Here is a 21342-nt window from a genome sequence, read left to right on the forward strand (position 1 = left end):
ATTCATTTTTTCAAAACCGGCCTGAGACCCTGCTCTTGATGCTGTGAATAAGACTCTCGAATGTCGCCCTTGGGGGCACCACGTCAACCCTGACCCCAGAGGACTCCAGCATCCGTCTCGTCGGCTCCCCGATCGCCGCAACGATCGAACGGTCAAGCGCCTCGTTTACAACTTTTTCTGGATACTTTCTCACCGCAGCTTCAAGGAAAACTCTTGCCGACATGGGGCTCGTGAAGGCAAGAATGTCCAAATCCCCTGCGACCATGGCATCGACAATTTTAGACAAACCTGGGTCTTCAAGATCCGGTACGAGCGAATAAACGATAGTCTCGGTGACCTCAGCGCGACACTCCCTCAACTTCTCGACAAGCTTTCTCTCTCCCTTATCCGATCGAATAAGGAATATCCTCTTACCTTCAATGGACGATGATAATAGCATTTCAATGATGCCTTCTGATGAAAAAATCCTGGGCATCATATCCACGCGAATCCCTATGCCCTCGATCGATTTTGCCGTCTCGGGGCCGATCGTGACGATGCAAATCCGCTCCAGAGCTTCGATCAATTCGTCCCTTCTACCCCTCTTATCAGCCAGCTCGACCATCGCCCTCGCACCGACCGCACTCGTGATAATGACGATGTCGATCTGCCCCAGTATTGCTTGGTGGAGAAATACATCATAATCAGGAGAATCGACGATTCTCACCTTCAACGGCGAGGCGCAGACCGGCTCAAATCCATGAAATTTCGCAATCTCGACCGCTTCTTCAATCTTTTCTTCTGGCCGCATGATAGCGAGGCGCATCAACGCAAATCACCAAGGATGTTTCTTAAAGAAACAACATGACCAATGACGATCAGTGCTGGCGGTCTGATCGATTCCCTCCTGCATATCTCTGAGATCTTTGACAACGAACCAGTGACGACGCGTTCCTCCGCTGTCGCCCCTCTTTCAATGACTGCAACCGGCGTCTCCGGATCGAGCCCCCCGGCAAGAAGTCTTTCTATATTTCGCTCCATCGCCGAAACCCCCATGAGGATGACGATCGTGCCGCCAATGGAGGAGAGTGCGTCCCAATTGAGAACCTCCTTTTCTTTCTCAGCGCTCTCATGACCCGTAACAACAGTGAAGGCCGATGAGTAATCTCGATGCGTGACCGGGATACCCGCAAGCGCAGGGACAGCGATCGCCGAGGTCACACCAGGGATCACGTGCACATCGATTCCATGCCTTTTCAAAAACTCAGCCTCTTCCCCTCCCCTGCCGAATAAGAAAGGGTCACCGCCTTTCAGCCTGACAACAGTCTTCCCTTCCTTCGCCTTTTCCAAGAGAATTTCATTGATCACTTTTTGTTCTACAAGATGCTCGCCACCCCTCTTGCTCACATCGATGATCTCCGTCCCTTTTTTCGCGAAGGAGAGGAGTTCCTTCGGGATCAGGAAATCATGCACGATCACATCCGCCTTCTCGATGACTGCCTTCCCTTTCACCGTGATCAGGCCAGGATCGCCAGGCCCTGCCCCTACCAGAAAGACTTCCCCTTTCCCGTCACTCATCGTCGATCACTTTCCATCCCTTTTCTCAGTTCAGAAACGATACTATCAAGAGCTTGTGGAATCGTTTCAATTGCGAACGTTCGATCGACCTTCGCCAGTCGCTTACCAAACTCGGTCAATACAACCCCCCTCACCCTCATATGATTGCCATCGACCTTGGCCCATAGGCCGATTGGAACGGAGCACCCACCGCCGAGTGCCCCCAGGATAAATCGCTCCACATCGACCTCCATCCTTGTCACTGGATCCTCAATAGACTTCAACATCTCCTCGTATTCTGAACCCTTCTTGCAAACGACCGCAATCGCGCCCTGTCCGACTGCTGGGATAAATTCTTCTGGGTCCAGCGGGAGAAAATGACCCCCAAATCCAATTCGCTCCAACCCTACCCTCGCCATGACGATCGCATCATATTCTCTCGACTCGAGTTTGCGCAGGCGTGTCGTCACATTGCCCCGCAGATCCTTGATGACAAGGTCGCCCCTCTTGCTCATCAGCAGCGCTTTTCTTCTGATACTCGAAGTCCCAACGACCGAACCAGGGGGAAGTTTTTCCAATGGAAGGGGAGGGATAATTACATCCTCGACTGGCCCCCTGGGAAGTACCGCAGCGAGGCAGGTCCCCTCCGTCAACTTAACAGGCATGTCCTTGAGGCTGTTCACAGCGACATCAATATTCCCATCGAGTATCTCCCTGTCAAGCTCTTTGACGAAGGCACCATATCCACCAAGGGCGCTCAAGGGGCGGTCTCTGATCTTATCGCCACTCGTGACGATCCTCTTGATATCAACACTAACATCTGGAAACTTCTTCTTAAGGGCGTTAATAAAAATAGAGGTCTGAGCGAGTGCGAGCTTGCTTCCGCGCGTGCCGACGATCATCGTGTAATTTCCCTCAAGACTTCGTCAAATGCGTTCACAGTTCTCTCGATATCATCGTCAGAATGCGCCGTCGACAGGAAATTCGTTTCGAATTGAGAGGGGGGTAAATAAATACCCTTCTCGAGGAGACCTCTGAACAGCCTGTTGAAGAGCGCAGTATCCGATTTCTTCGCATCTTCGTAATTGCGTATTGGACCCTTCGTCATGAAGAGCTGGAACATTGAACCTATACCAGCCACGGTGAAATCGAGACGCAAATCATTGACTACACCTTCAATCCCCTTCCTGAGCGCTTCACCCCTTCGATTCAACTCCCAATGTCCAATCCTCGCCAGCTCCTTTATCGTCGCGATACCCGCGGCGAGACTCATCGGATTCCCGCTAAAAGTGCCCGCCTGGTACACCTTCCCCGTCGGGGAGATCATTGACATAATTTCCTCGGGGCCGCCGAAGATCCCGAGTGGCATACCGCCACCAGCGATCTTGCCGAGCGTCGTCAAATCAGGCTTGACACCAAAATATTCCTGAGCACCACCCATTGCGAGGCGAAATCCAGTGATGACTTCATCAAAAATCAGCAAAATCCCTTCGTCGCTCGTCAGTTCCCTGAGGGAGGCAAGGTAATCCTCATCCGGCAAAATTGGTCCTGCGTTCCCGATGACTGGCTCAATAATAAGAGCGGCGATTTCGTTCTTATTTTCCTTAACGATTTTCTCAACGGCAGGAATGTCATTAAAAGGGGCGAGCAGCGTGTTCTTCGTGACTTCCGCTGGAATCCCTAACGAATTCGGCACGCTATGTGTCGTAGCGCCAGAGCCCGCTTTGACAAGTACAGCGTCATGGGCACCATGGAAGGCACCCTCGACCTTGATCACTTTGTCCCTCCCAGTATATCCACGTGCTAGTCTGAGAACATGCATCGTCGCTTCGGTACCGCTGCTGACAAATCTCACCATCTGAATAGAAGGATAATAGCGGGAGATCATCTCGGCGAGCTCGATTTCCTTCTCAATCGGAGCTCCGTAGAGCGTTCCGTTCTCTGCTTGTTCCTGGACGGCTTTGACAACAGAGGGGTGAGCGTGCCCGAGGATCAGTGGACCGAATGCCATGCAATAGTCAATGTATTCATTTCCATCAACGTCCCAGACTCTCGACCCCTTACCCCTCGAAATATATATTGGATAAGGTGCGAACGCCCTCACAGGACTCGAGACGCCACCGGGCATGAGTCTCTTCGCTCGGTCGTAGAGCTCCTTTGATCGACACGTATCCCTCATCTGGAGAACCTCACTCCTTCAGCTTCTTCGCGACGTCCTTTGCGAAATAGCTCAATATGATATCAGCGCCTGCCCTCTTTATCGCAGTGAGAACTTCCATCATTATCCTATCTTTATCGAGCCACCCGTTCGCAGCGGCCGCCATGATCATCGAATACTCGCCACTCACGTTATACGCCGCGATCGGCACATTGAACATGATTCTCGCGTCTCTGATCACATCCAGATATGCAAGTGCCGGTTTGACCATCAAGATGTCCGCGCCCTCCGCAAGATCTAGCTCCATTTCTCTGAGGGCTTCACGCGCGTTCGGGGGATCCATCTGGTGTGACCGTCTGTCCCCGAACTTCGGCGCTGATTCAGCAGCCTCCCTGAATGGGCCATAGAATCCCGATGCGTATTTCGCACTATACGACATGATCGGGATGTTCTTGAAGCCAGCATCATCCAGTGCCGTTCTAATCGATGCGACCATACCGTCCATCATTCCGCTCGGTGCGATCATGTCTGCACCAGCCTCTGCCTGGCTGACTGCGGTCTTCGCGTAGAGGTCAAGTGTTTCGTCATTGAGGATCTCATTATCCCTGACCTTCCCGCAGTGACCATGTGATGTGTATTCGCAGAGACAGAGATCGGCGACGACGACAACATCACTCGCTTTCTTAATATTCTGGATCGCTTTCTGTGCCACGCCATCTTTTGCCCACGCGCCGCTACCCTCTTCATCCTTGTGCCTCGGTATCCCAAAAACCATGACCGCCGGGATGCCGAGTTCGTATGCTTCGGCCGCCTGCTCCCCCGCCATTTTAACGGGATACGCATTCACCCCCGGCATCGATGTGATCGGTTTCGGCTTCGTCAGGTTTTCGTTGAAAAACATCGGATAGATGAAGTTCTTAACGGACAATCGCGTCTCTCTCACCATCTCCCTGATCTGCGGGTTCATCCGCAGACGCCTCAGTCTCGTATCAGGAAACATTTTTACTCTCCTCCAATCTGAATAATTCGCGCGCGGCCTTAAGAATTTCTGCCCTTTTCTCACGAGAGGCCAATTTAAGCATCTCCGTCGGATCGGCCAAGAACCGATTCGCAAGGGCATTTGCAAAATCCGTCACGATCGTTTCGATATCCTCTGGACTGTGATTAAGCCGGTTTATCGCCTTGCGAATCTCCACTTCCTTGATCGCCTCGAATTTCTGACGGAGCGCCTTGATAACTTCCGACGCCCCCATTTCTTCCAATTTCTTTTCCAGCAATGAAAGCTCTTCGCCGATGATCCTTTCGGCCTCGAGAACCTCCTTCTTCCTCCTCATTATGTTTTCCTGTGCAATATCCCTGAGACCATCAATGTCGTGCATCTCCACATTTCTCAACGATCGGACATCATCAGCGACGTTTCTCGGGAACGAGACATCGATGATGATGAGTTTCTCCCCCTCACCCTTCTTGGCGAGCGCTTTCTCCACTCGGGCGCGATCGAGGATCACGTGCGGAGACGAAGTCGCGACGAGAACGATGTCGCACCTATGCAGATAGTCATAAAGGCTGTCGAGACGGATCGCCTGGCCACCGAGGTGCCATGCGAGTTCAACAGCCCTGTCATATGTGCGATTTGAAACGAAGATAGCGTTCGGTTTCTTTCCGATCAGGTGTTTCGCGATCAGTGTCGCCATTTCTCCCGCTCCGATGACGAGAATCGTCTTACCCTCAAGGCTACCGAGAAGGCGTTCCGCGAGGTCAACAGCAGCCGACCCAATTGAAACCGCCCCTTTGTTAACCCTCGTCTCCGTGCGAACTTTTTTCCCGACGCTGATCGCCTTCCTGAAGATGAGAGAGAGAACGGGGCCGATACACCCCTCGCTCTCCGCGAGCTCATATGCACGTTTTACTTGAAACTGTATCTGATCTTCCCCGACGATCATCGACTCTAGACCACTTGATACTCTAAGCAGATGTCTGATCGATTCAAGATCGGAGCGGAACTGGACGAGATTTTGATCGTGGTCAAATGGAATGAACCTGCTGACCATCGCCTCCATTCCATTCCTCGTCACACTCGGCTCATCCGTCACGGCATAGAGCTCGACACGGTTGCATGTACGGAGTACCGCGCATTCCTTCACTCCTGGAACCCGGCGGAGATGGTGCAATAACGCTTTCTCATCATGCCGGCCAATGAGTTCAAGGGCCTTCATATCGACGGATTTGTGCGTTACATGTGCGCTTATGATCATTTCAACTACCTCTGTCCACTTTCTTGAGTGCCCGTCTCTTCGCTGATTGATAATCCTCGCCAAGCATCGCAAGAATCTCCTTGTCCTGGACCACTGATCGCAAAAACGCTTCCCTCAGCCTTTGATCGGGGATCTTTTCTTTGATTTCCTTTCGCAATTCTTCCTGCAGCTCCACCATTAATGACCAGTTTGCATCAATGAGCTTATCGATCTCTTCCTTGAGAACCTTTGAAACAGCTGGACTGCGACCTAACGTGGAGATTGCGACAACAAAATTGCCCCGATCGATGACGGAGGGTATTAAAAAAGACCCGATGCCGTCAGCCCTATTGAATTGTTTACCCATGGAAATGGCACAGGCGCAAATCATATCGTTGAGGAAGAAATCATCAGTCGCTGCGACTACAAAATCCGCCCATGCGACCCAACGTTCAAATGAGGTTCGAATGTCCTCTTTGACAAATTCCAGGCCTTCGTCTTTCGAGCCCATGGGGATCTCGAGACTGACTACGACGACCTCAGCCTCCCTTGCGAAGTACCTTGCCTTGCGGAGTCCGACTTCACCCCCACCAAAGACCACAACCCTTTTCCCGGTAAGATCGATCATGAGAGGAAGCATCGGCACCACTCTAATGGCAAGGAGAGTTTTTACTCCATATGCACCCGAAGCATTCTGATATGAGATAATAACCTTTTCTCACGGCGAGTAGATATTTTCAATTTAATTCGCATGATTAGGCCTGGTAGGTTTTCATCTGACCAGCGCGTATTCTAAAGCGGAAGGCCACACCAGAATTCTTGTCGCATAGAGTGAAAGTCAGGTGTGTTCGAAAAGAATTTATCACTTGCGTGTACGAACGACATAATGAATTGGGAGATCTCGACCACTTGTATGAAATCATGACCAATGGATACCTGCCAGTGTGATCATTTAATCGATTTAAGATTCTTCAGAGCGGGCCGATTAAATGGAAGTTATTTTATTATGGCAGTGATTAATCCGGAATGAATTATCAAAGAAAAATGTGAGAAGTGAGGATGACTTTATGGATAAAAGAGGGATACTCGTCGTAGGACACGGAAGTAAGCTTGACTACAATAAGAACGTCGTCAGTCATTATGCTGCTAAACTCGGAGAACGGCTCAAGGAATTCTCGGTCGCCGTCGGTTTCATGAACATTAATCGACCGACGATCAAAGAAGGATTGGATCAATTGCTCACAGAGGGCATTGACACGGTTTGTGTAGTCCCATGTTTCCTCGCGCATGGGATCCACACAAGGGACGACATCACATCTGAGCTCGGGATCCCCCAAGGAAGCAAAGGGGGGGTCGTGGAAATCAATGGAAAGAAGATCACCATTAAGTATTGTGAGCCAATCGGATTCGATGATCGTATTGTCGATATTCTCGAGGAGCGAGTAAGGGAGAGGCTTGGGAAGGAGTAGTTGTGAAGGTCCTCGTAATGGACGCGACGCACGGTGGCTTGACCCTCGCCTTGGAGTACCGGCAGAGGGGTGCGGAGGTCACGCTGGTTGATTGCTACCGAACTGGTGGAGAAGAACTTAAAAGGGAGGCCGCCAGTGCTGGTATTTGTCTCGAAAACAAGGCACCAGCGGATTTTTTCGACATTGTGGTCGCGCCCGTCCACTGCCCTGATCGGTTTCTCGACGGAGTAAGATGGGGGAAAAAGATCACGACGCACAGGGCCGTTGGTGAGCTCTGCGCCTTCGATGCAAAGATTATTGAGATAACTGGTACAAAGGGGAAGACTTCAACAGCCCACCTAGTCGCCGGTCTTCTCAGCGCCAAAGGGAATCGCGTCTTGCTATTGAGTAGCGGCGGGCTCGTCCTGTATGACGGTGAGAAGAAGAAGACGATTAAGGAGAAGGTGAGCATCGCACCTACTTCGATCCTGGAGATTGCGAGGATGGGGGTCGAGTTTGACATCGGCGTTTTCGAGGTCTCCTTGGGCGGGACGGGACTCGCAGACATCGGCGTCATTACAACGATAGGTGACGATTATCCAATTGCACAAGGAACGAGAAGGGCATTTGACGGAAAGGTGCAAATGGCCCAGACGGTGAAGAGGACGCTCGTTATCAGGGAGGATGAGAGAAGCCTCTGGACCCCTCACGTGGGAAAAGACATCAGGGTTTTAACATTCGGTAACGGCGGGGACGTCGATGTAGAAATTGGTCAGGGGTTGCGACTTGGGGATAGGGCTGAAATAAAGATAGTCCTAAAGGGCGGAGATTATGCAACAGTCGGTCTTTCCGGGAACTTTGTCGTGCCAGCATATCTTCCAGCTTTTTCAGCTGCGGCCACAGTTGCCGTTGACCTCGGCTTTAGTCTCAAGGAGATTACAGAATCTCTCGCTGTTTTCGAGGGAGTGCCTGGGAGGGGAGAAATCAGAAAGGAAGGCGCTTTATGGGTTATTCGTGACAGGAATCCTGGCGTCAGCGCTAACTCCGTGCGCTTCCTTATCGAGTGTTTGAAGGGTTATTACCAATTGAAGAGAATTGCTGTTGTCGTCGAACCGGTCTCCAAGAGGGTCTGTGAGAAGCTTGACCTCAGGGCACTTGAAAAAGTTATTATTGACCATAGGGATTGTATCAGCGATGCGTGCTTGCTGGGCGACTCCTATGATGACATGTTGCATGGAGATGTGTTCCGTGTGATCGGGAGTATCGCTGAAGTTGGCAAAGACTCCGAGGTGGTTCTCTGGTGCACCAAGGAGGGGTTCAGATGACTGATGTACTCCATCCGAGGCCAAGTCCGATCATCGCTGCGATGTACACCCTTAGGGATTTAGATGTCGATGTCATCGTCATGCACGGCCCTCCAGGCTGTGGCTTCACAGCGTCCCGGCTGCTTGAGGAAGCTGGTGTCACCGTTGTAACGACAGGTATGCAGGAGAACGACCTTATTTTCGGTGCTGAACAACGGCTTGTGGAGGTTCTCAAGAAAGTGGATGAGGAGTTCTCACCGAAACTAGTCGGCGTCGTCGGAACCTGCGCGAGTATGATCATCGGCGAGAACCTCGATGCGGCGATCAAGAAGGCAGGGATTCGCTCGACCGTCCTCCCGATCGATATCCATGCGTGCGCTGGACCTAATACAGTGGGAGCGATCAAGGTTCTTGAGGTAGCGGCGAGCAAGGGGATCATCCCGAATGAGGAGTTTGAACGCCAGAAGGAAATGCTTATGCGTGCAACCGCGCTAGAAAGAGAGAGGGGGATGACGAGTAAGCCTTACCTTAAACCCCACCGTGGTGCAACGAAGTTGAAAGTTGCAAAGAGGATTATTGAATACCTCTCCCAAAACAAAAGGATCGCCGTGGTCCTCAACGCCAAAAAGGAGACGGCATATAGATTCGCCGATGTGATGCGCGCGATTGAATACGCGAGAAGGAGGATCGGAGGGTATGTGGTTTACGTTGCAAATACAGATCCGAACATCGGTCTCCCCCGCATCAGAAGGTATTCAATGGACATCCTCAGAGACCTGAGAGAAGCTGGTGTCACGGTCGATTACTTGAGCGGTGGGCTTGACGAATACCCCGTTGCTGGGGAGAGGGCTGCAAAATATCTCGAAGACAAAGGGATAGACCTCCGTGTTCTGTGCGGATTGCCGCATGCTATCCCAGACCTCAGGGTGGAGGACATTCTCGTGACCGATCAGCCGAGGGAGCTGAGGAATTTCATTGACTCTGGTTTCACCTTTGCGGTCGGGGAAATCTCGACGCACTCGATGCTCATGGGGGCTAGGGGGATAGTCAATAGCGAGCTCGGGGACACGATCAGGGAGCTCGTTGACGAGGTGCAGACATGAAACAGATCGCCATCTATGGTAAAGGTGGCATCGGTAAATCGACTATATCGGCAAACGTAGCCGCCGCCCTCGGTGAAAGAGGACTCAACACTTGGTACATAGGATGTGATCCGAAAGCCGATGGGAGCATGACGCTCCTCGGCGGTCGCAAGATTGAGACTTTTTTGGAGAGACTGAGATCGTCACCCGGCGAAAACCGTCCAGCTTACGTGGAAGGTTTCAACGGTGTCAAATGCATAGAGACGGGTGGGCCGATCGCTGGCGTGGGATGTGCTGGTCGGGGGATCATCGTCGCTGTGCAAGAACTTTACAAGCGCTATTTCGCGGACAACATCGATGTCATCATCTACGATGTCCCAGGCGACGTCGTCTGTGGCGGTTTTGCCGCGCCGCTTCGCGAGAAATTTGCAAACGAGGTCTACATCGTCACAAGCGGCGAATACCTCTCCCTATACGCCGCGAACAATATTGTCAGAGGGCTTGAGAACCTGAGGGTCAACCTGGGTGGTCTTATTTGCAATTCAAGAGAAATCAGAAATGAAGAAAGAATTGTAAGCGAATTCGCAAGGAAGATCGGAAGCCACATGATCAGCTTCATTCCACGAGACCCTATAGTGAGGGAATGTGAAAACAGGGGAAAGACCGTCATCGAGGGCGCACCGGAGAGTTCGCAAGCTAGTGCTTATCGTAGACTAGCTGACGCGATATTGAAAAATTCAGATCTCAGGATACCGAAACCCATCGACCCGGAGGAGATCCGGGCTTTGCTGAGGGAGAATGAATAATGGGCATCAGGCGGGTCGTCATCGCCGGTGCGGGGAGCGGCGTAGGAAAAACAACGGTTGCTACTGGTCTAATGGCGCTTCTTTCGAAAAGATTCAAGGTTCAAGGATTCAAGGTTGGCCCCGACTTCATCGATCCTGCGTACCACACTGCGGCAACTGGCCGTCCGTCAAGAAACCTCGATTCATTTATGCTCCATCGCGATACAATCCTCAATATTTTCGGCTGGTCGACGAGAGACGCGGATATTGCGATCATCGAGGGTGTCAGGGGGCTTTACGACGGACTCACTTCGACTGGCGATGTCGGGAGCACTGCTGAGATCGCAAAGATTCTTGGTGCCCCTGTTGTCCTCGTTGTCAACGCAAGAAGCCTTGCAAAGAGCGCTGCTGCACACGTACTCGGCTTCAAGATGCTCGACGAGTCAGTCAGGATCGAGGGGGTGATCCTCAACCAAGTGAGCGGTGAAAGGCACAGGAAAAAGGCGACCGAAGCCGTCGAATCGTTGACGAAAACAGAGGTCATCGGTGCGATCGAAAGGAGGAAGGAGCGTCTACCTGAAAGACACCTTGGGCTCGTGACAATGCCAGAGAAGAAAGACGCCAAGGCGACGGTAGAAATGACGGCCGATATCGCATCGGAGATAGACCTGGAACGGTTGATAGACATCTCAGAAAGGGTCGAACCGATCGATTTCCCAGCGGAATTTCCTTTTAGAAAGGGGGAGAATAAGGGAATAAGAATCGCTATCCCAGTCGATAAGGCCTACTCATTTTACTATCCAGAGAATATCGAATCGATCGAGGCAGCTGGTGCTAGAGTTATCAAATTCAAACCAGCGGAAGGCGATGCCTTTCCTGTCGCTGATGGATATTATATCGGCGGGGGATATCCAGAAATCTTTGCTGAGGAGATTAGCTCAAATCAGGATTTCATAGAGGGATTGAGGTCTGCGGCGTTGGAGGGCAAACTAGTTTACGGGGAATGCGGAGGGCTTATGACCTTCTGCAGGTCAGTCTCCTATGAAGGAAAAAAATGGCCTATGGCTGGGATCTTCGACTGCGACACTGAGATGACAACGGAGCGCCAGGGACTTGCTTATGTCAGTGCCATTGGAACAGAACATAATTTTCTTTTCAAAGGTATGAAGATCCGGGGCCATGAGTTTCATTATTCCCGCGTATTGCCAGTTCCATTTGGGCCATATGCATATGTGATTGAACGTGGCGTTGGCATCGACGGAAGGAACGACGGCCTTATCAGAAACAGGACGATCGGCGCATATCTGCACCAGCACGCCCTTTCGAATAAGGAATGGGGCACTAGGATCGTGCAAGAGGCGGGTCGACTGCCCTAGCGATTCTTTGTCTTCCGCGATAAAGGGGGATGAAGGGACCTCTTAACCATTCCCCAATACATATCCATTCGAACACCTTAATGTCCCCAAGAGGGATATTACTTGTTGGTCCCCGAGAGTTCGTTCGATGCTTGTCCGAACGAGTTCGAGCCTTGAACCAAAAACCTCTTCAAATAATCATTTTGTGCAACAATTAGGTGATTGCAAAATGAAAAAGAAAATCATCGGCATCGTCATGTCGCCGTTGCTCGTTGCCCTGCTGCTCACAATGGTGGCCATATCCAGTTCAGTACAAGCAGTAGGGATGGGTCAGACGGCCCAGACAAATTTCTGCGGGGACAGCGACCAGAACTGCCTAGGGTTCCAGAGCGGCAAGCAGATGACACAAGAGCAGATGAGAGAAAGAATCATGGAAATGTGCCAGATTGGATTACAGCGAAGGTTGTTCGGTCCGGTTGAATACGACAATGGTACCGTCACTGGATTCTTCATTGCATTCAATTTCGACGAATCGACCGGAACAATAACCAACTATTCCGTCAGAGAGGGGGATGAAATGCTAAGAGTCTTTGAGAACATCGAGATCAGCGACTTCACATCCGAAAACGTCAAGGTCATAGGCTCGATTTTCGTGGCTTCTGACGAAACACACCGCGTCATCGCTCACAACAATCCGACGGCCCTCCTCCACATCATGGCAAAGGGCCCGGCCGAGATAAGCATCACGATCCCAGAAGATTTTGAAATCCAGCAGGTCAGTTCCAATAACACCTGCCTTGATGTGGTATACAGGATCACAAAGGACAACTTCGTCGGCGCGATAGGGGTTTCAAACGGAACTGCGAGCCTCGTAGAAAATGGAGAGGGGACATACCTCAACGTTTCTGGCAACGACACGCATCTCTTTTTCAGGATGAGGCCTTACTTCCATGGAACAGGTCTAGGCATGCAATCGCAGCTCATGAACGCTGTTGTGGGGGGGCGCATTTGCGCGGAAATCAGAGTCATGGTGCACAACGGTGATACGATCTACGACGCCCAAGTCTATGATCACCGCTACACATTCAGGATTGTCTCGGCGGCGCAGAACAGGGTGACCGTGCAAGTCGCATCGGAACAACACGAAGGTCGCCTCTTCCTCTTCATGCTGGACAACGACACAATCAGTGTATCCAACCAGCTCCGTGTTAAGCTCGATGGTAGCGATGTGGCAAAAGCAAACGATATGGACGAGATCCTCAACGCAACTGGTACATCGACTTCCGACGCTAGATACTATGGATTCGAGATCGACGGGCTTCAGTACGTCCTCGTCTATGTGCCTCACTTCTCGGAGCATACTATTGAGATCTCGAGTCTTGCCACTTCCGCAGGAATTCCAGTGACCTGGATCGCTGTTGCAGTAATAGGAATCGGAGCTGTCGTCACCGCTGCGGCTGTTCTTGCGAAAGGCGGCAGGAAGCAGTAAGCTTGTTAGTCAGGCTTTCTCAACCTTTTCATTCTTCTTTTTTCAAATCTTGCGCAAAATGACTTCGTAGAGTTTTTTTGTGTAAGTAGGTGAGGGGTCATCAAACTCGCTGATATGACAGATCTCATACCCGCGAGCGAGTCGCTTGACCTTTTCCAATGAGAAGAAATGTACGACGAATTTCTGAGGACTTTCCCACATGTCCTCACCCCTGTGGATACCTTTCCCGTAGTGGGGGTCGTGAATGTTTCTCACGGAATAGATATTGAACGCACCAGGTCTCATCACCCGGAGACATTCCTGGAAAATAAAATCGAGCTCCTTCTCCGTCAGTTGCATCGTAAAAAACATGTGTGAAAAGATGCCGTCGACACTCGCATCAGTCAGCGGGATACCATCGCGGGCGTCGTGGACCATTGCGGTAAGCGATTCGCTCAACTGGTTGGCCTTCGCCTTCTGCACGAGATGTTCAATTGCAATAGGGGAATAATCCAGTGCGATGACCTCGAAGCCTTCCTTCAAGAACATGATCGTATCCCTACCTTCCCCACAGCCGAGTTCGATAATCCTCCTGGCCTTATTCTCCTTAAAAAAGCTCAACGCCCTCCTCGCGAATTCACTCGGCGTTTCCCCAAAATAATCTGGTTTCGTTTTGTACACGGTGTCCCAGTGCTCCTTCTGCGGATCAAACACTTTTCTTGACACATCGACAGGAATTGCGTTGCACCTTTTATTAATTCCGTGCATTGGTCAATTGACATCCGGGGTTCAAACGCAGACTGACGATCCCATCCCCGCAATGAAATCCTCAGTTCCTCGATAAATGCATAGCCTTTTACGCTGAGATATTTTTCTCCCTCCTAGTGTCTCTATGAAATGGAAATCAGAGGATTATTGGGTGAGCCATTACAATTTCAGAAAAAGCCTAGATATACCAAAGGTCAAGTTCCATGACACGACATTTAGGGACGGGGAACAGCAACCTGGCGTTGTCTTTACGAGCGAAGAGAAGTTGAGGATCGGAACGATGATGAGCGAGATCGGCATCGACAGGATTGAGGGTGGAATGCCTCTTGTCTCTGAAGACGACAAAAAAGCGGTCAAGATGCTCGCAAATGCGGGGCTCGATGCTGAAATTTTCGCCTTTACGCGATGTATGAAAGAAGATGTCGAGACCTCCGTGGCCTGCGACGTCGACGGAGTGATCATGGAGGTGCCATCGAGCGGACATCTCATTGGCGACGCGTACGAATGGTCTGAGGACAGGGCGAAACAACTGGCTGTTGAGGCAACTGCTTATGCGCATGATCACGGACTTTACGTATCATTCTTTTGCATCGATCTATCACGTGCAGACGCTGAATGGGCGCTCGATATCATCGGGGCAGTCGCGGAAGAAGGACATATGGACGCACTCAACGTTGTCGACACATTCGGGGCGCTTTCGCCTGAGGGTATGACGGAATTGGTCACGATGCTGAAGAACGCTTTCAGAGTACCGATCGAGGTTCATACACACAATGACTTCGGTCTCGCTGTCGCAAACACGATCGCAGCGGTCAAAGCGGGTGCAGAAGTTGTGCACACGACTGTCAACGGACTCGGTGAACGATCTGGAAACGCATCGTTTGAGGAGACGGCGATGTGCCTGAAAGTCCTTTATGGACAAGATCTTGACCTAGATTTCTCGCGTTTCAAGGAACTCTCTGACGCGGTTGAAAAGGCAAGCGGGGTGAAAAAAGCACCAAACAAGCCAATTGTCGGAAACGAGCTCTTTTCAATCGAATCTGGCATTGTCGCTGGTTGGTGGAAAACACTCGAGAAAAAGAACAAGGCTCTGACAATGTTTCCATATCACTGGACTCTTGTTGGACAGGACCCACCGAGAATTGTATTGGGCAAGAAAAGCGGTTTGGCATCAGTGCTCTATTGGGCGGAAAAGATCGGAATTGAACTCAGCGAAGAGAGGGCGAGAAAGGTTCTCCTCGAAGTAAAGAACGCATCGATCAGGAAGAAGGGATTGCTAACTGAAAAGGAGTTCAGAGCAATCGTCGAAACGGTTCGATAAAATAGAAACACGATTATCTATACCAAGGAGCACTAAATCCCAGTTGGAGCAAGCTAGTTAGGGAAATAATAGGCGAGTCTAGAGACAAAATCTACCATCTGCGCAAAGAGGAAATCAAAATAAGAAGGTCGATGCAGACTGGTCTCTCACGACATGAGGTACTCGAAAACCCTCATCGCGCAAGCCCTGCCTTGCGTGATGGCGCTGTAAACGTCTTTCGGGGATTCTGCCGACCCCACCACGAAAACGCCCTCGACAGGCGTACTACATAGATCGAGAGAATCTTTCACATTTGAAGGGAAGCCGTTAGATGAAACTGGAAGGTTGAGTATGCGAAATAGCTCAAGACTCGACTCTGGATGTCTGAGGCCTGTACTAAGAACCACAATGTCCGCTGGGAGCTCGTAAAGCTCCCTGAGCAATGTATTTTCCCCGCACACGATGGCCTTCTCCGATTTTTCTTTTTTCAAAATCAAGGAGGGTTGCCCGCGGACGAATTTAACTCCCAATTCCTTCGCTTTTTTGTACATTTCTTCCCCGTAAGTAGCATGGACTCTGATATCAATATAAAAGACCCAGACATCAAAATCTGGATGTGATTCCTTGAGGAGGATCGCGTTTTTTATTGAATTCATACAGCAGACGCCACTACAGTAAGGCACTCCGCCACTCCTCCCAGTTCTCGAGCCCGCGCACTGAACGAAAGCGATTGTTTTGTTGCAATTGCCATCCTGCCCGCTGAAAAGACCTTTGACATTCCTCTCCTCCTCGACGAGCAACCGCTCAAACTCAATTGAGCTCATCACTTCGCAGTACTTGCCATAGCCATATTCAGGGAAGAGTGTCAGATCGACTGGAACGAGTCCCGTCGCTATGACAATCGCGTCAACTTCGATTTCTTGCTTTTGATCCTCCCCCTCCCTTGGTGAAAGAATTACGGAGAATCGATCGGAGCTCCTCCGGATGTCCTGGACGACCGTATTCGTGTAAACTGAGACGCTTGGTCGCGAACAAATTTCACCAGTCAACCTCTTGGCAATAGAAGCCCCCGGTTCCATGGACGGGAAGACTCTATGAAGCCCAGCCACAATACCTCCCAGAACCGCTTCCTTTTCGACCAAGTAAACCTGAAGATTAGCGCTGGAAAGGTCGAGTGCTGTCTGTAGACCAGCTACGCCTCCCCCGACGACGAGCACCTTTCCGAAAGAATCCATACTCATCCCTGAAATTGCCATTAGGTGTGCTTCCATCAAATGTTCTTCTCATTTGACATTAGACTTGCATTATCCGAGCCCCAATCAATTCTGAACAATATTAAGTCTACTAGAAATTATTCTGGTTTGAGATTGACAATAGTCTCATTGTGCTCTTTCTCTTATATCATCGCATACCATTGTGTCCCTCTGACAAGAACTTGTTATTAAAAAACAATAATAAAGTTCATAAACAATCACATCCAAATACCACAGACAAAGTAGTCACTTGATTGATCATTGGGGTTTGAATAATGTCCGCATGGATCTATGCGATCGCTAGTGTCATACTTGTGAGCCTGATCTCAATAATTGGAATATTGTTCCTCATGCTCAATGATAACATCCTGAAGACATCTGTTTTTATTCTTGTTGGTTTGGCAGTCGGAGCTTTGTTTACCGACGCGTTTGTCCATCTGATTCCCGAAGCTTTCGAAGAGTATGGGACGGGAATTGAGGTGCCTATTTACATAATCGCGGGCATTTTCGCCTTCTTTGTTTTGGAAAAATTTTTGCACTGGCGACATGAGCACAGTTGCGAGTTCCAAGAAATCTGTAAGAAACCTGTTGGATATATCAATATGGTCTCGGACGGCGTACACAATCTTATTGATGGAATACTCATCGGAGTCTCGTACCTAGCTGGCTTTGAAGTGGGAATAGCGACAACGATCGCAATCGTTTTGCACGAAATCCCCCAGGAAATCGGAGATTTCGGCATCCTGGTATACGCGGGATTTACAAAATGGAAGGCCCTCTTGTTTAACTTTCTCGCCGCGACGGCTGCGATCGCAGGTGCAATTGCTTCGCTTATCATCGGGGAAAGCGTAAGTGGATACACGACCCTGATGTTACCACTGGCGGCCGGCGGGTTCATCTACATCGCTGGGAGTGATCTCGTTCCCGAGATGCACAAAGAATTGAACATAAAGAAATCAATCATCCAGATGATTTCAATCATCATAGGCGTGCTGGTCATTCTCAGTCTTGCGTTCCTTGAGTAATTGACTATTGAAATATCACTTGCAAATCGACATTATTCAGCGGGAACGGGCAAGCTCATGCCCTATTAGTAGTATCATAAACTTATAGCGAAATTATACCTCATAATAGTGCTATCACAGACTTAAAACAAAAAATTCGCTCTTGATTAAGCATTTCAATTGATGAATTTCCCGTAAGATTAACATTGATTTTCTTCATCCTTATATGCGATTCGCGTCGTCCTTGTACGAAGATAAAGAATCGAGGGGATTTATCCATCAACTTTGACCTAATTTTTTCATCACGAAGAAGAAAATCGCAACGGCGAATAACTGTATTAAGAATGAAAACACAACAACTGCAATGATTGAATGAACATAGATGAGACCGATGAAAGCCGTACCAAGGAACCAGAATACACCGAATGCAAGACTGAAGATCCCGAATGCCGACCCTCTTTTGTAGACCGGGACTATCTCTGCAATGACAGCTCGCATAAGGGATTCCTGTGATCCAGCGCCGAGCCCCCATAGAGCGACGCCGATAAGGACAAGTGTGAAATTGTTGAAAAAGACAAAAACTGAAAAGAACGAAGAAATGAAGGTGATGATCACGAGAACCTTCATACCGTTTACATCATAGAGATGACCAAACGACAACGCTCCAAATGCATCGACAACATTGGCCGTCGCGTAGAAAATTGGAATCCATATCGAGGGAACAGATCCAATCTTTTGAAAATGATATGCGAGAAATGGAAAATCGATGTACCCGATCGCAACGAGGGATGCGCCTGCGACATAAACCCAAAAAATCTTCGGCAACTTACCACTTTTTTCAACAGTCTTTGATCGTTCCATTTCCCTCGGCGCTGGGCAATATTTCCAAGCGACGTAGAGGATGACAAACGCGGCAGTTGCGGGGATGATCAGGATCAAGAAAGCTGTTGAGTAGCCACCATGCATCATCATCACTAAGGCGACAACGACTGGTCCGAGCACCGCCCCAACCGATGTGATCGCTTCATTCAATCCGAATGTCCATCCCCTACCGACCTCACTAGCGGCGTGGGAGAGCATCGCATCCCTCGCTGGTGCCCTGATCGCTTTACCAGCACGCTCGATGATGATGAGAATTGCTGCGGTGACCCAGTCGCCAGTAAATGCAAGTAGTGGAACTGCAACGAGGTTGATGCCATACCCGACATACAAAAAGGCCCAATATTTTCCAGTCCGATCGGTCATGCTACCGGTGAGTAATCTCGGTGTATACCCTATCAGTTCTCCAAATCCGATAATGAGCGCCACTGCAGCAGCACTGGCTCCAAGAAGCCCAAGATATGTACCAGAAATGCTCCTCGCTCCTTCGTAAGTCATGTCGGCAAGGAGACCAATGAGGCTCAGCAACAGGATAAACTTCAGAGCCTTTTTCTTGGAATTTGGAGTGATGACGTTTTCAACTGGCCTTTCTGAACCGATAATCCCATCCCTCTTTGATCCTATGGGCGAGATGAGGATACGGCAATAAAAGCAGTTCGATCGACTGAACGACCAAATCTCCGAGAAAATCGCAATGCGTGCGAAAAAAATAATTCCGATATCCTTAAATGTCGTTGTTGCCTCTCCAACTTGGAACGTGATAGGGTATGCTTGAAATTGAGGATCTTACGGTCGAGGTCGGCGGCAAAACTGTTCTCAGAGATGTCAATTTGAGTGTCATGCCTGGCTACACGAGTGTTCTCTTTGGCCCAAATGGGTCTGGGAAATCAACTCTGCTTATGACGATCATGGGGTTTAGCGAATATCAAGTCAAAAAAGGCCGAATTCTCTTCAGAGGAGTAGATGTAACGCATTTACCTATGCACGAGAGAGCAAAAATGGGCATTGGTATCATGATGCAGAGACCGCCGAATCTCGTGGGTGTTAAGCTTGGAAACCTCATAAGAGTGATCGGAAAAAATGCTGGTGACTTATATCAACTGGCAACCTCCCTAAGAATGGAGAAATTTCTCGAAAGAGATGTCAATGTTGGTTTCTCTGGTGGCGAGATCAAGAGATCTGAGCTGCTACAACTTACCGCACAGAACCCCTGCCTTTATCTTCTAGATGAGCCGGAGTCAGGGGTCGATCTCGAAAGCATCGAACGAATTGGAAATGCGATAAAAATGCTTCTAAGCGGTAGTCTCGAGTGCGCCGGAAAAAAATCTATCGACGGAAAGTCGGCACTCATTATCACCCACACTGGCCAAATACTTGATTATATTGAGGCCGATATTGGTTACGTGATGTGCAACGGGACCATATATTGTTCTGGTAATCCAAGAGAATTGTTACAAGAAATAAGAAAAAGGGGATACGAGGAGTGCATAAAATGCAAGATTCTTCGAGTGACTTAAGGAAAAGGGCTGAAGCGGCGAAAAGAAAAAGAGCTGCATACGGTGAAGACATCGACCTCGAAGACTACGATATCGCGCCGAAGAATTCACCAGAGACGGATAATCTGGAAAACCTTGATAACGAGATTAAACGCACGTTGCTGAACGCAGGTGTCGTTCCAACAGGTGAAGGGAGGGCTGGCAGTTTCCTTCTCCTCGATAACGCTGTTGTGCATAGATCGCAGAAGGAGGAGAGCGTCGAAGTGATGTCGACGCAGCAAGCACTCAAGAAGTACGACTGGGTCAATGATTATTATTGGAAGGCAATTCCTCCAGACACAGACAAGTACACCGCTACAACCTTTCTTGAAAACGCTGATGGATATTTCATCAGAGCTTTGCCGGGTGCAAAGGCGAGGATGCCTGTTCAGACATGCCTGCTTCTTGGCAGCAGGAACGCGGCGCAGACTGTTCACAATATCGTAATCGTTGAGGAAGGTGCTGAACTTGAGGTCGTTACAGGATGTGCCACGAAACCTGGTGTGGAAAAGGCACTGCACCTAGGCATCTCAGAGTTCTACATTAAAAAAGGTGGTAAACTGACATTCACAATGATCCACAACTGGGCGGAACAGGTCGGAGTCAGACCTAGGACAGTCGTTATCGTCGGAGAGGAAGCGACATACGTGAACAATTACGTGTGTCTGAAGCCGGTTAAATCAATCCAGATGTACCCGACGGCAAAGCTTGAAGGAAGAGGATCATTTGGCCGTTTCAATACCGTTGCAATTGCCCATCCTGGGTCGGAAATTGATATCGGCTCGAAAGTGGTGCTTTCTGCTCCAAATGCGAGAGCGGAGATCGTCTCGAGGAGCATCACGACTGGTGGGAAATCGATCGCGAGAGGTAGACTCGTGGGGGAAGCTCCAGGGATCAGAGCACATCTCGAGTGCAAGGGTCTCATCCTCCAAGAGAAGGGGATTCAGCTGGCTATTCCAGAACTCGAAGCAAGTGTACCAGATGTAGAAATGACGCACGAAGCGGCCGTCGGAAAGATTGCAAAGGATCAAGTTGAGTACATTATGGCGAGAGGATTGAGTGAGGCGGAGGCTGTTGGCATCATCGTGCGCGGGTTCCTGGAGGTCGGGATTAGGGGGATTCCAGAAGAATTGAAGAAAGAGATCGATAAGGCAATCGCCGCAACAGAACTGAGCAGCGGCTGAGGTCACAAACTTACGACCGTTAGCACCGCATCCCGATTGGATTGGTATT

20 protein-coding genes are annotated in these 21342 nt (G+C 49.8%); 10 read left to right on the forward strand and 10 right to left on the reverse strand.

The window, feature by feature from the left end:
• Positions 1–10 precede the first annotated feature (10 nt).
• The 7 genes from QHH00_00075 to QHH00_00105 are packed head-to-tail and all read right to left on the reverse strand — an operon-like array spanning position 11 to position 6568.
• On the reverse strand, positions 11–805 hold the full coding sequence (locus QHH00_00075) for a uroporphyrinogen-III synthase (protein MDH7507779.1): 795 nt from the start codon (positions 803–805) through the stop codon (positions 11–13).
• A complete protein-coding gene (gene cobA / locus QHH00_00080) occupies positions 805–1557 on the reverse strand; it encodes a uroporphyrinogen-III C-methyltransferase (protein ID MDH7507780.1) in 753 nt (250 codons plus the stop codon). The genes QHH00_00075 and cobA overlap by 1 nt, the downstream gene beginning before the upstream one ends.
• The gene (gene hemC / locus QHH00_00085; GenBank protein ID MDH7507781.1) at positions 1554–2438 is read right to left on the reverse strand and encodes a hydroxymethylbilane synthase; all 885 of its coding nucleotides are present in this window, start codon (positions 2436–2438) and stop codon (positions 1554–1556) included. Before hemC ends, cobA begins: the two co-directional genes overlap by 4 nt.
• Positions 2435–3715, reverse strand: a complete 1281-nt coding sequence (gene hemL, locus QHH00_00090; GenBank protein MDH7507782.1) for a glutamate-1-semialdehyde 2,1-aminomutase — start codon at positions 3713–3715, stop codon at positions 2435–2437. The genes hemC and hemL overlap by 4 nt, the downstream gene beginning before the upstream one ends.
• A gap of 10 nt (positions 3716–3725) precedes the next feature.
• A complete protein-coding gene (hemB, locus tag QHH00_00095) occupies positions 3726–4694 on the reverse strand; it encodes a porphobilinogen synthase (GenBank protein MDH7507783.1) in 969 nt (322 codons plus the stop codon).
• Complete coding sequence (gene hemA / locus QHH00_00100) at positions 4684–5949, reverse strand: glutamyl-tRNA reductase (GenBank protein ID MDH7507784.1); 1266 nt, start codon at positions 5947–5949, stop codon at positions 4684–4686. The genes hemB and hemA overlap by 11 nt, the downstream gene beginning before the upstream one ends.
• Before the next feature lies 1 nt (position 5950).
• Positions 5951–6568: a bifunctional precorrin-2 dehydrogenase/sirohydrochlorin ferrochelatase gene (locus QHH00_00105; GenBank protein MDH7507785.1), complete on the reverse strand. Its 618-nt coding sequence runs from the start codon at positions 6566–6568 to the stop codon at positions 5951–5953.
• A gap of 427 nt (positions 6569–6995) precedes the next feature.
• On the opposite strand from QHH00_00105, the gene cfbA reads away from it, so the two are divergent.
• The 6 genes from cfbA to QHH00_00135 all read left to right on the forward strand — a co-directional run bounded on the left by cfbA (position 6996) and on the right by QHH00_00135 (position 13391).
• Entirely contained in the window at positions 6996–7397 is a 402-nt protein-coding gene (gene cfbA / locus QHH00_00110; GenBank protein MDH7507786.1) for a sirohydrochlorin nickelochelatase, read from the forward strand.
• A gap of 2 nt (positions 7398–7399) precedes the next feature.
• On the forward strand, positions 7400–8701 hold the full coding sequence (gene cfbE, locus QHH00_00115; GenBank protein MDH7507787.1) for a coenzyme F430 synthase: 1302 nt from the start codon (positions 7400–7402) through the stop codon (positions 8699–8701).
• A complete protein-coding gene (gene cfbD, locus QHH00_00120) occupies positions 8698–9783 on the forward strand; it encodes a Ni-sirohydrochlorin a,c-diamide reductive cyclase catalytic subunit (GenBank protein ID MDH7507788.1) in 1086 nt (361 codons plus the stop codon). Before cfbE ends, cfbD begins: the two co-directional genes overlap by 4 nt.
• Complete coding sequence (locus QHH00_00125; GenBank protein ID MDH7507789.1) at positions 9780–10568, forward strand: nitrogenase iron protein NifH; 789 nt, start codon at positions 9780–9782, stop codon at positions 10566–10568. Before cfbD ends, QHH00_00125 begins: the two co-directional genes overlap by 4 nt.
• Positions 10568–11923, forward strand: coding sequence for a hydrogenobyrinic acid a,c-diamide synthase (glutamine-hydrolyzing) (gene cobB / locus QHH00_00130; GenBank protein MDH7507790.1), 1356 nt, complete (start codon positions 10568–10570; stop codon positions 11921–11923). Before QHH00_00125 ends, cobB begins: the two co-directional genes overlap by 1 nt.
• A 208-nt stretch (positions 11924–12131) precedes the next feature.
• Entirely contained in the window at positions 12132–13391 is a 1260-nt protein-coding gene (locus tag QHH00_00135) for a hypothetical protein (protein ID MDH7507791.1), read from the forward strand.
• Between the two features lie 42 nt (positions 13392–13433).
• On the opposite strand, the gene QHH00_00140 is transcribed toward QHH00_00135, so the two are convergent.
• On the reverse strand, positions 13434–14096 hold the full coding sequence (locus QHH00_00140; GenBank protein ID MDH7507792.1) for a class I SAM-dependent methyltransferase: 663 nt from the start codon (positions 14094–14096) through the stop codon (positions 13434–13436).
• Positions 14097–14262: 166 nt separating this feature from the next.
• Here QHH00_00140 and QHH00_00145 point away from each other — a divergent pair, with 166 nt between their 5' ends.
• Positions 14263–15459, forward strand: coding sequence for a hypothetical protein (locus QHH00_00145; protein MDH7507793.1), 1197 nt, complete (start codon positions 14263–14265; stop codon positions 15457–15459).
• 146 nt (positions 15460–15605) lie between these two features.
• Here the strand turns inward: QHH00_00145 and QHH00_00150 are convergent, their stop codons facing one another.
• On the reverse strand, positions 15606–16709 hold the full coding sequence (locus QHH00_00150; protein ID MDH7507794.1) for an FAD-dependent oxidoreductase: 1104 nt from the start codon (positions 16707–16709) through the stop codon (positions 15606–15608).
• Positions 16710–16966: 257 nt separating this feature from the next.
• Here QHH00_00150 and QHH00_00155 point away from each other — a divergent pair, with 257 nt between their 5' ends.
• Positions 16967–17716 carry a ZIP family metal transporter gene (locus tag QHH00_00155; protein ID MDH7507795.1) on the forward strand — a complete coding sequence of 250 codons (750 nt, stop codon included), beginning with the start codon at positions 16967–16969 and terminating at the stop codon, positions 17714–17716.
• Between the two features lie 258 nt (positions 17717–17974).
• On the opposite strand, the gene QHH00_00160 is transcribed toward QHH00_00155, so the two are convergent.
• Positions 17975–19102: an MFS transporter gene (locus QHH00_00160; protein MDH7507796.1), complete on the reverse strand. Its 1128-nt coding sequence runs from the start codon at positions 19100–19102 to the stop codon at positions 17975–17977.
• A 239-nt stretch (positions 19103–19341) separates the two neighbouring features.
• On the opposite strand from QHH00_00160, the gene QHH00_00165 reads away from it, so the two are divergent.
• Complete coding sequence (locus QHH00_00165) at positions 19342–20091, forward strand: ABC transporter ATP-binding protein (protein MDH7507797.1); 750 nt, start codon at positions 19342–19344, stop codon at positions 20089–20091.
• Positions 20067–21293 carry a SufD family Fe-S cluster assembly protein gene (locus QHH00_00170; GenBank protein ID MDH7507798.1) on the forward strand — a complete coding sequence of 409 codons (1227 nt, stop codon included), beginning with the start codon at positions 20067–20069 and terminating at the stop codon, positions 21291–21293. The genes QHH00_00165 and QHH00_00170 overlap by 25 nt, the downstream gene beginning before the upstream one ends.
• The last annotated feature ends 49 nt before the right edge of the window (positions 21294–21342 follow it).

The sequence above is a fragment of the Methanomassiliicoccales archaeon genome, from assembly GCA_029907465.1.
Classification (GTDB): domain Archaea; phylum Thermoplasmatota; class Thermoplasmata; order Methanomassiliicoccales; family JACIVX01; genus JACIVX01.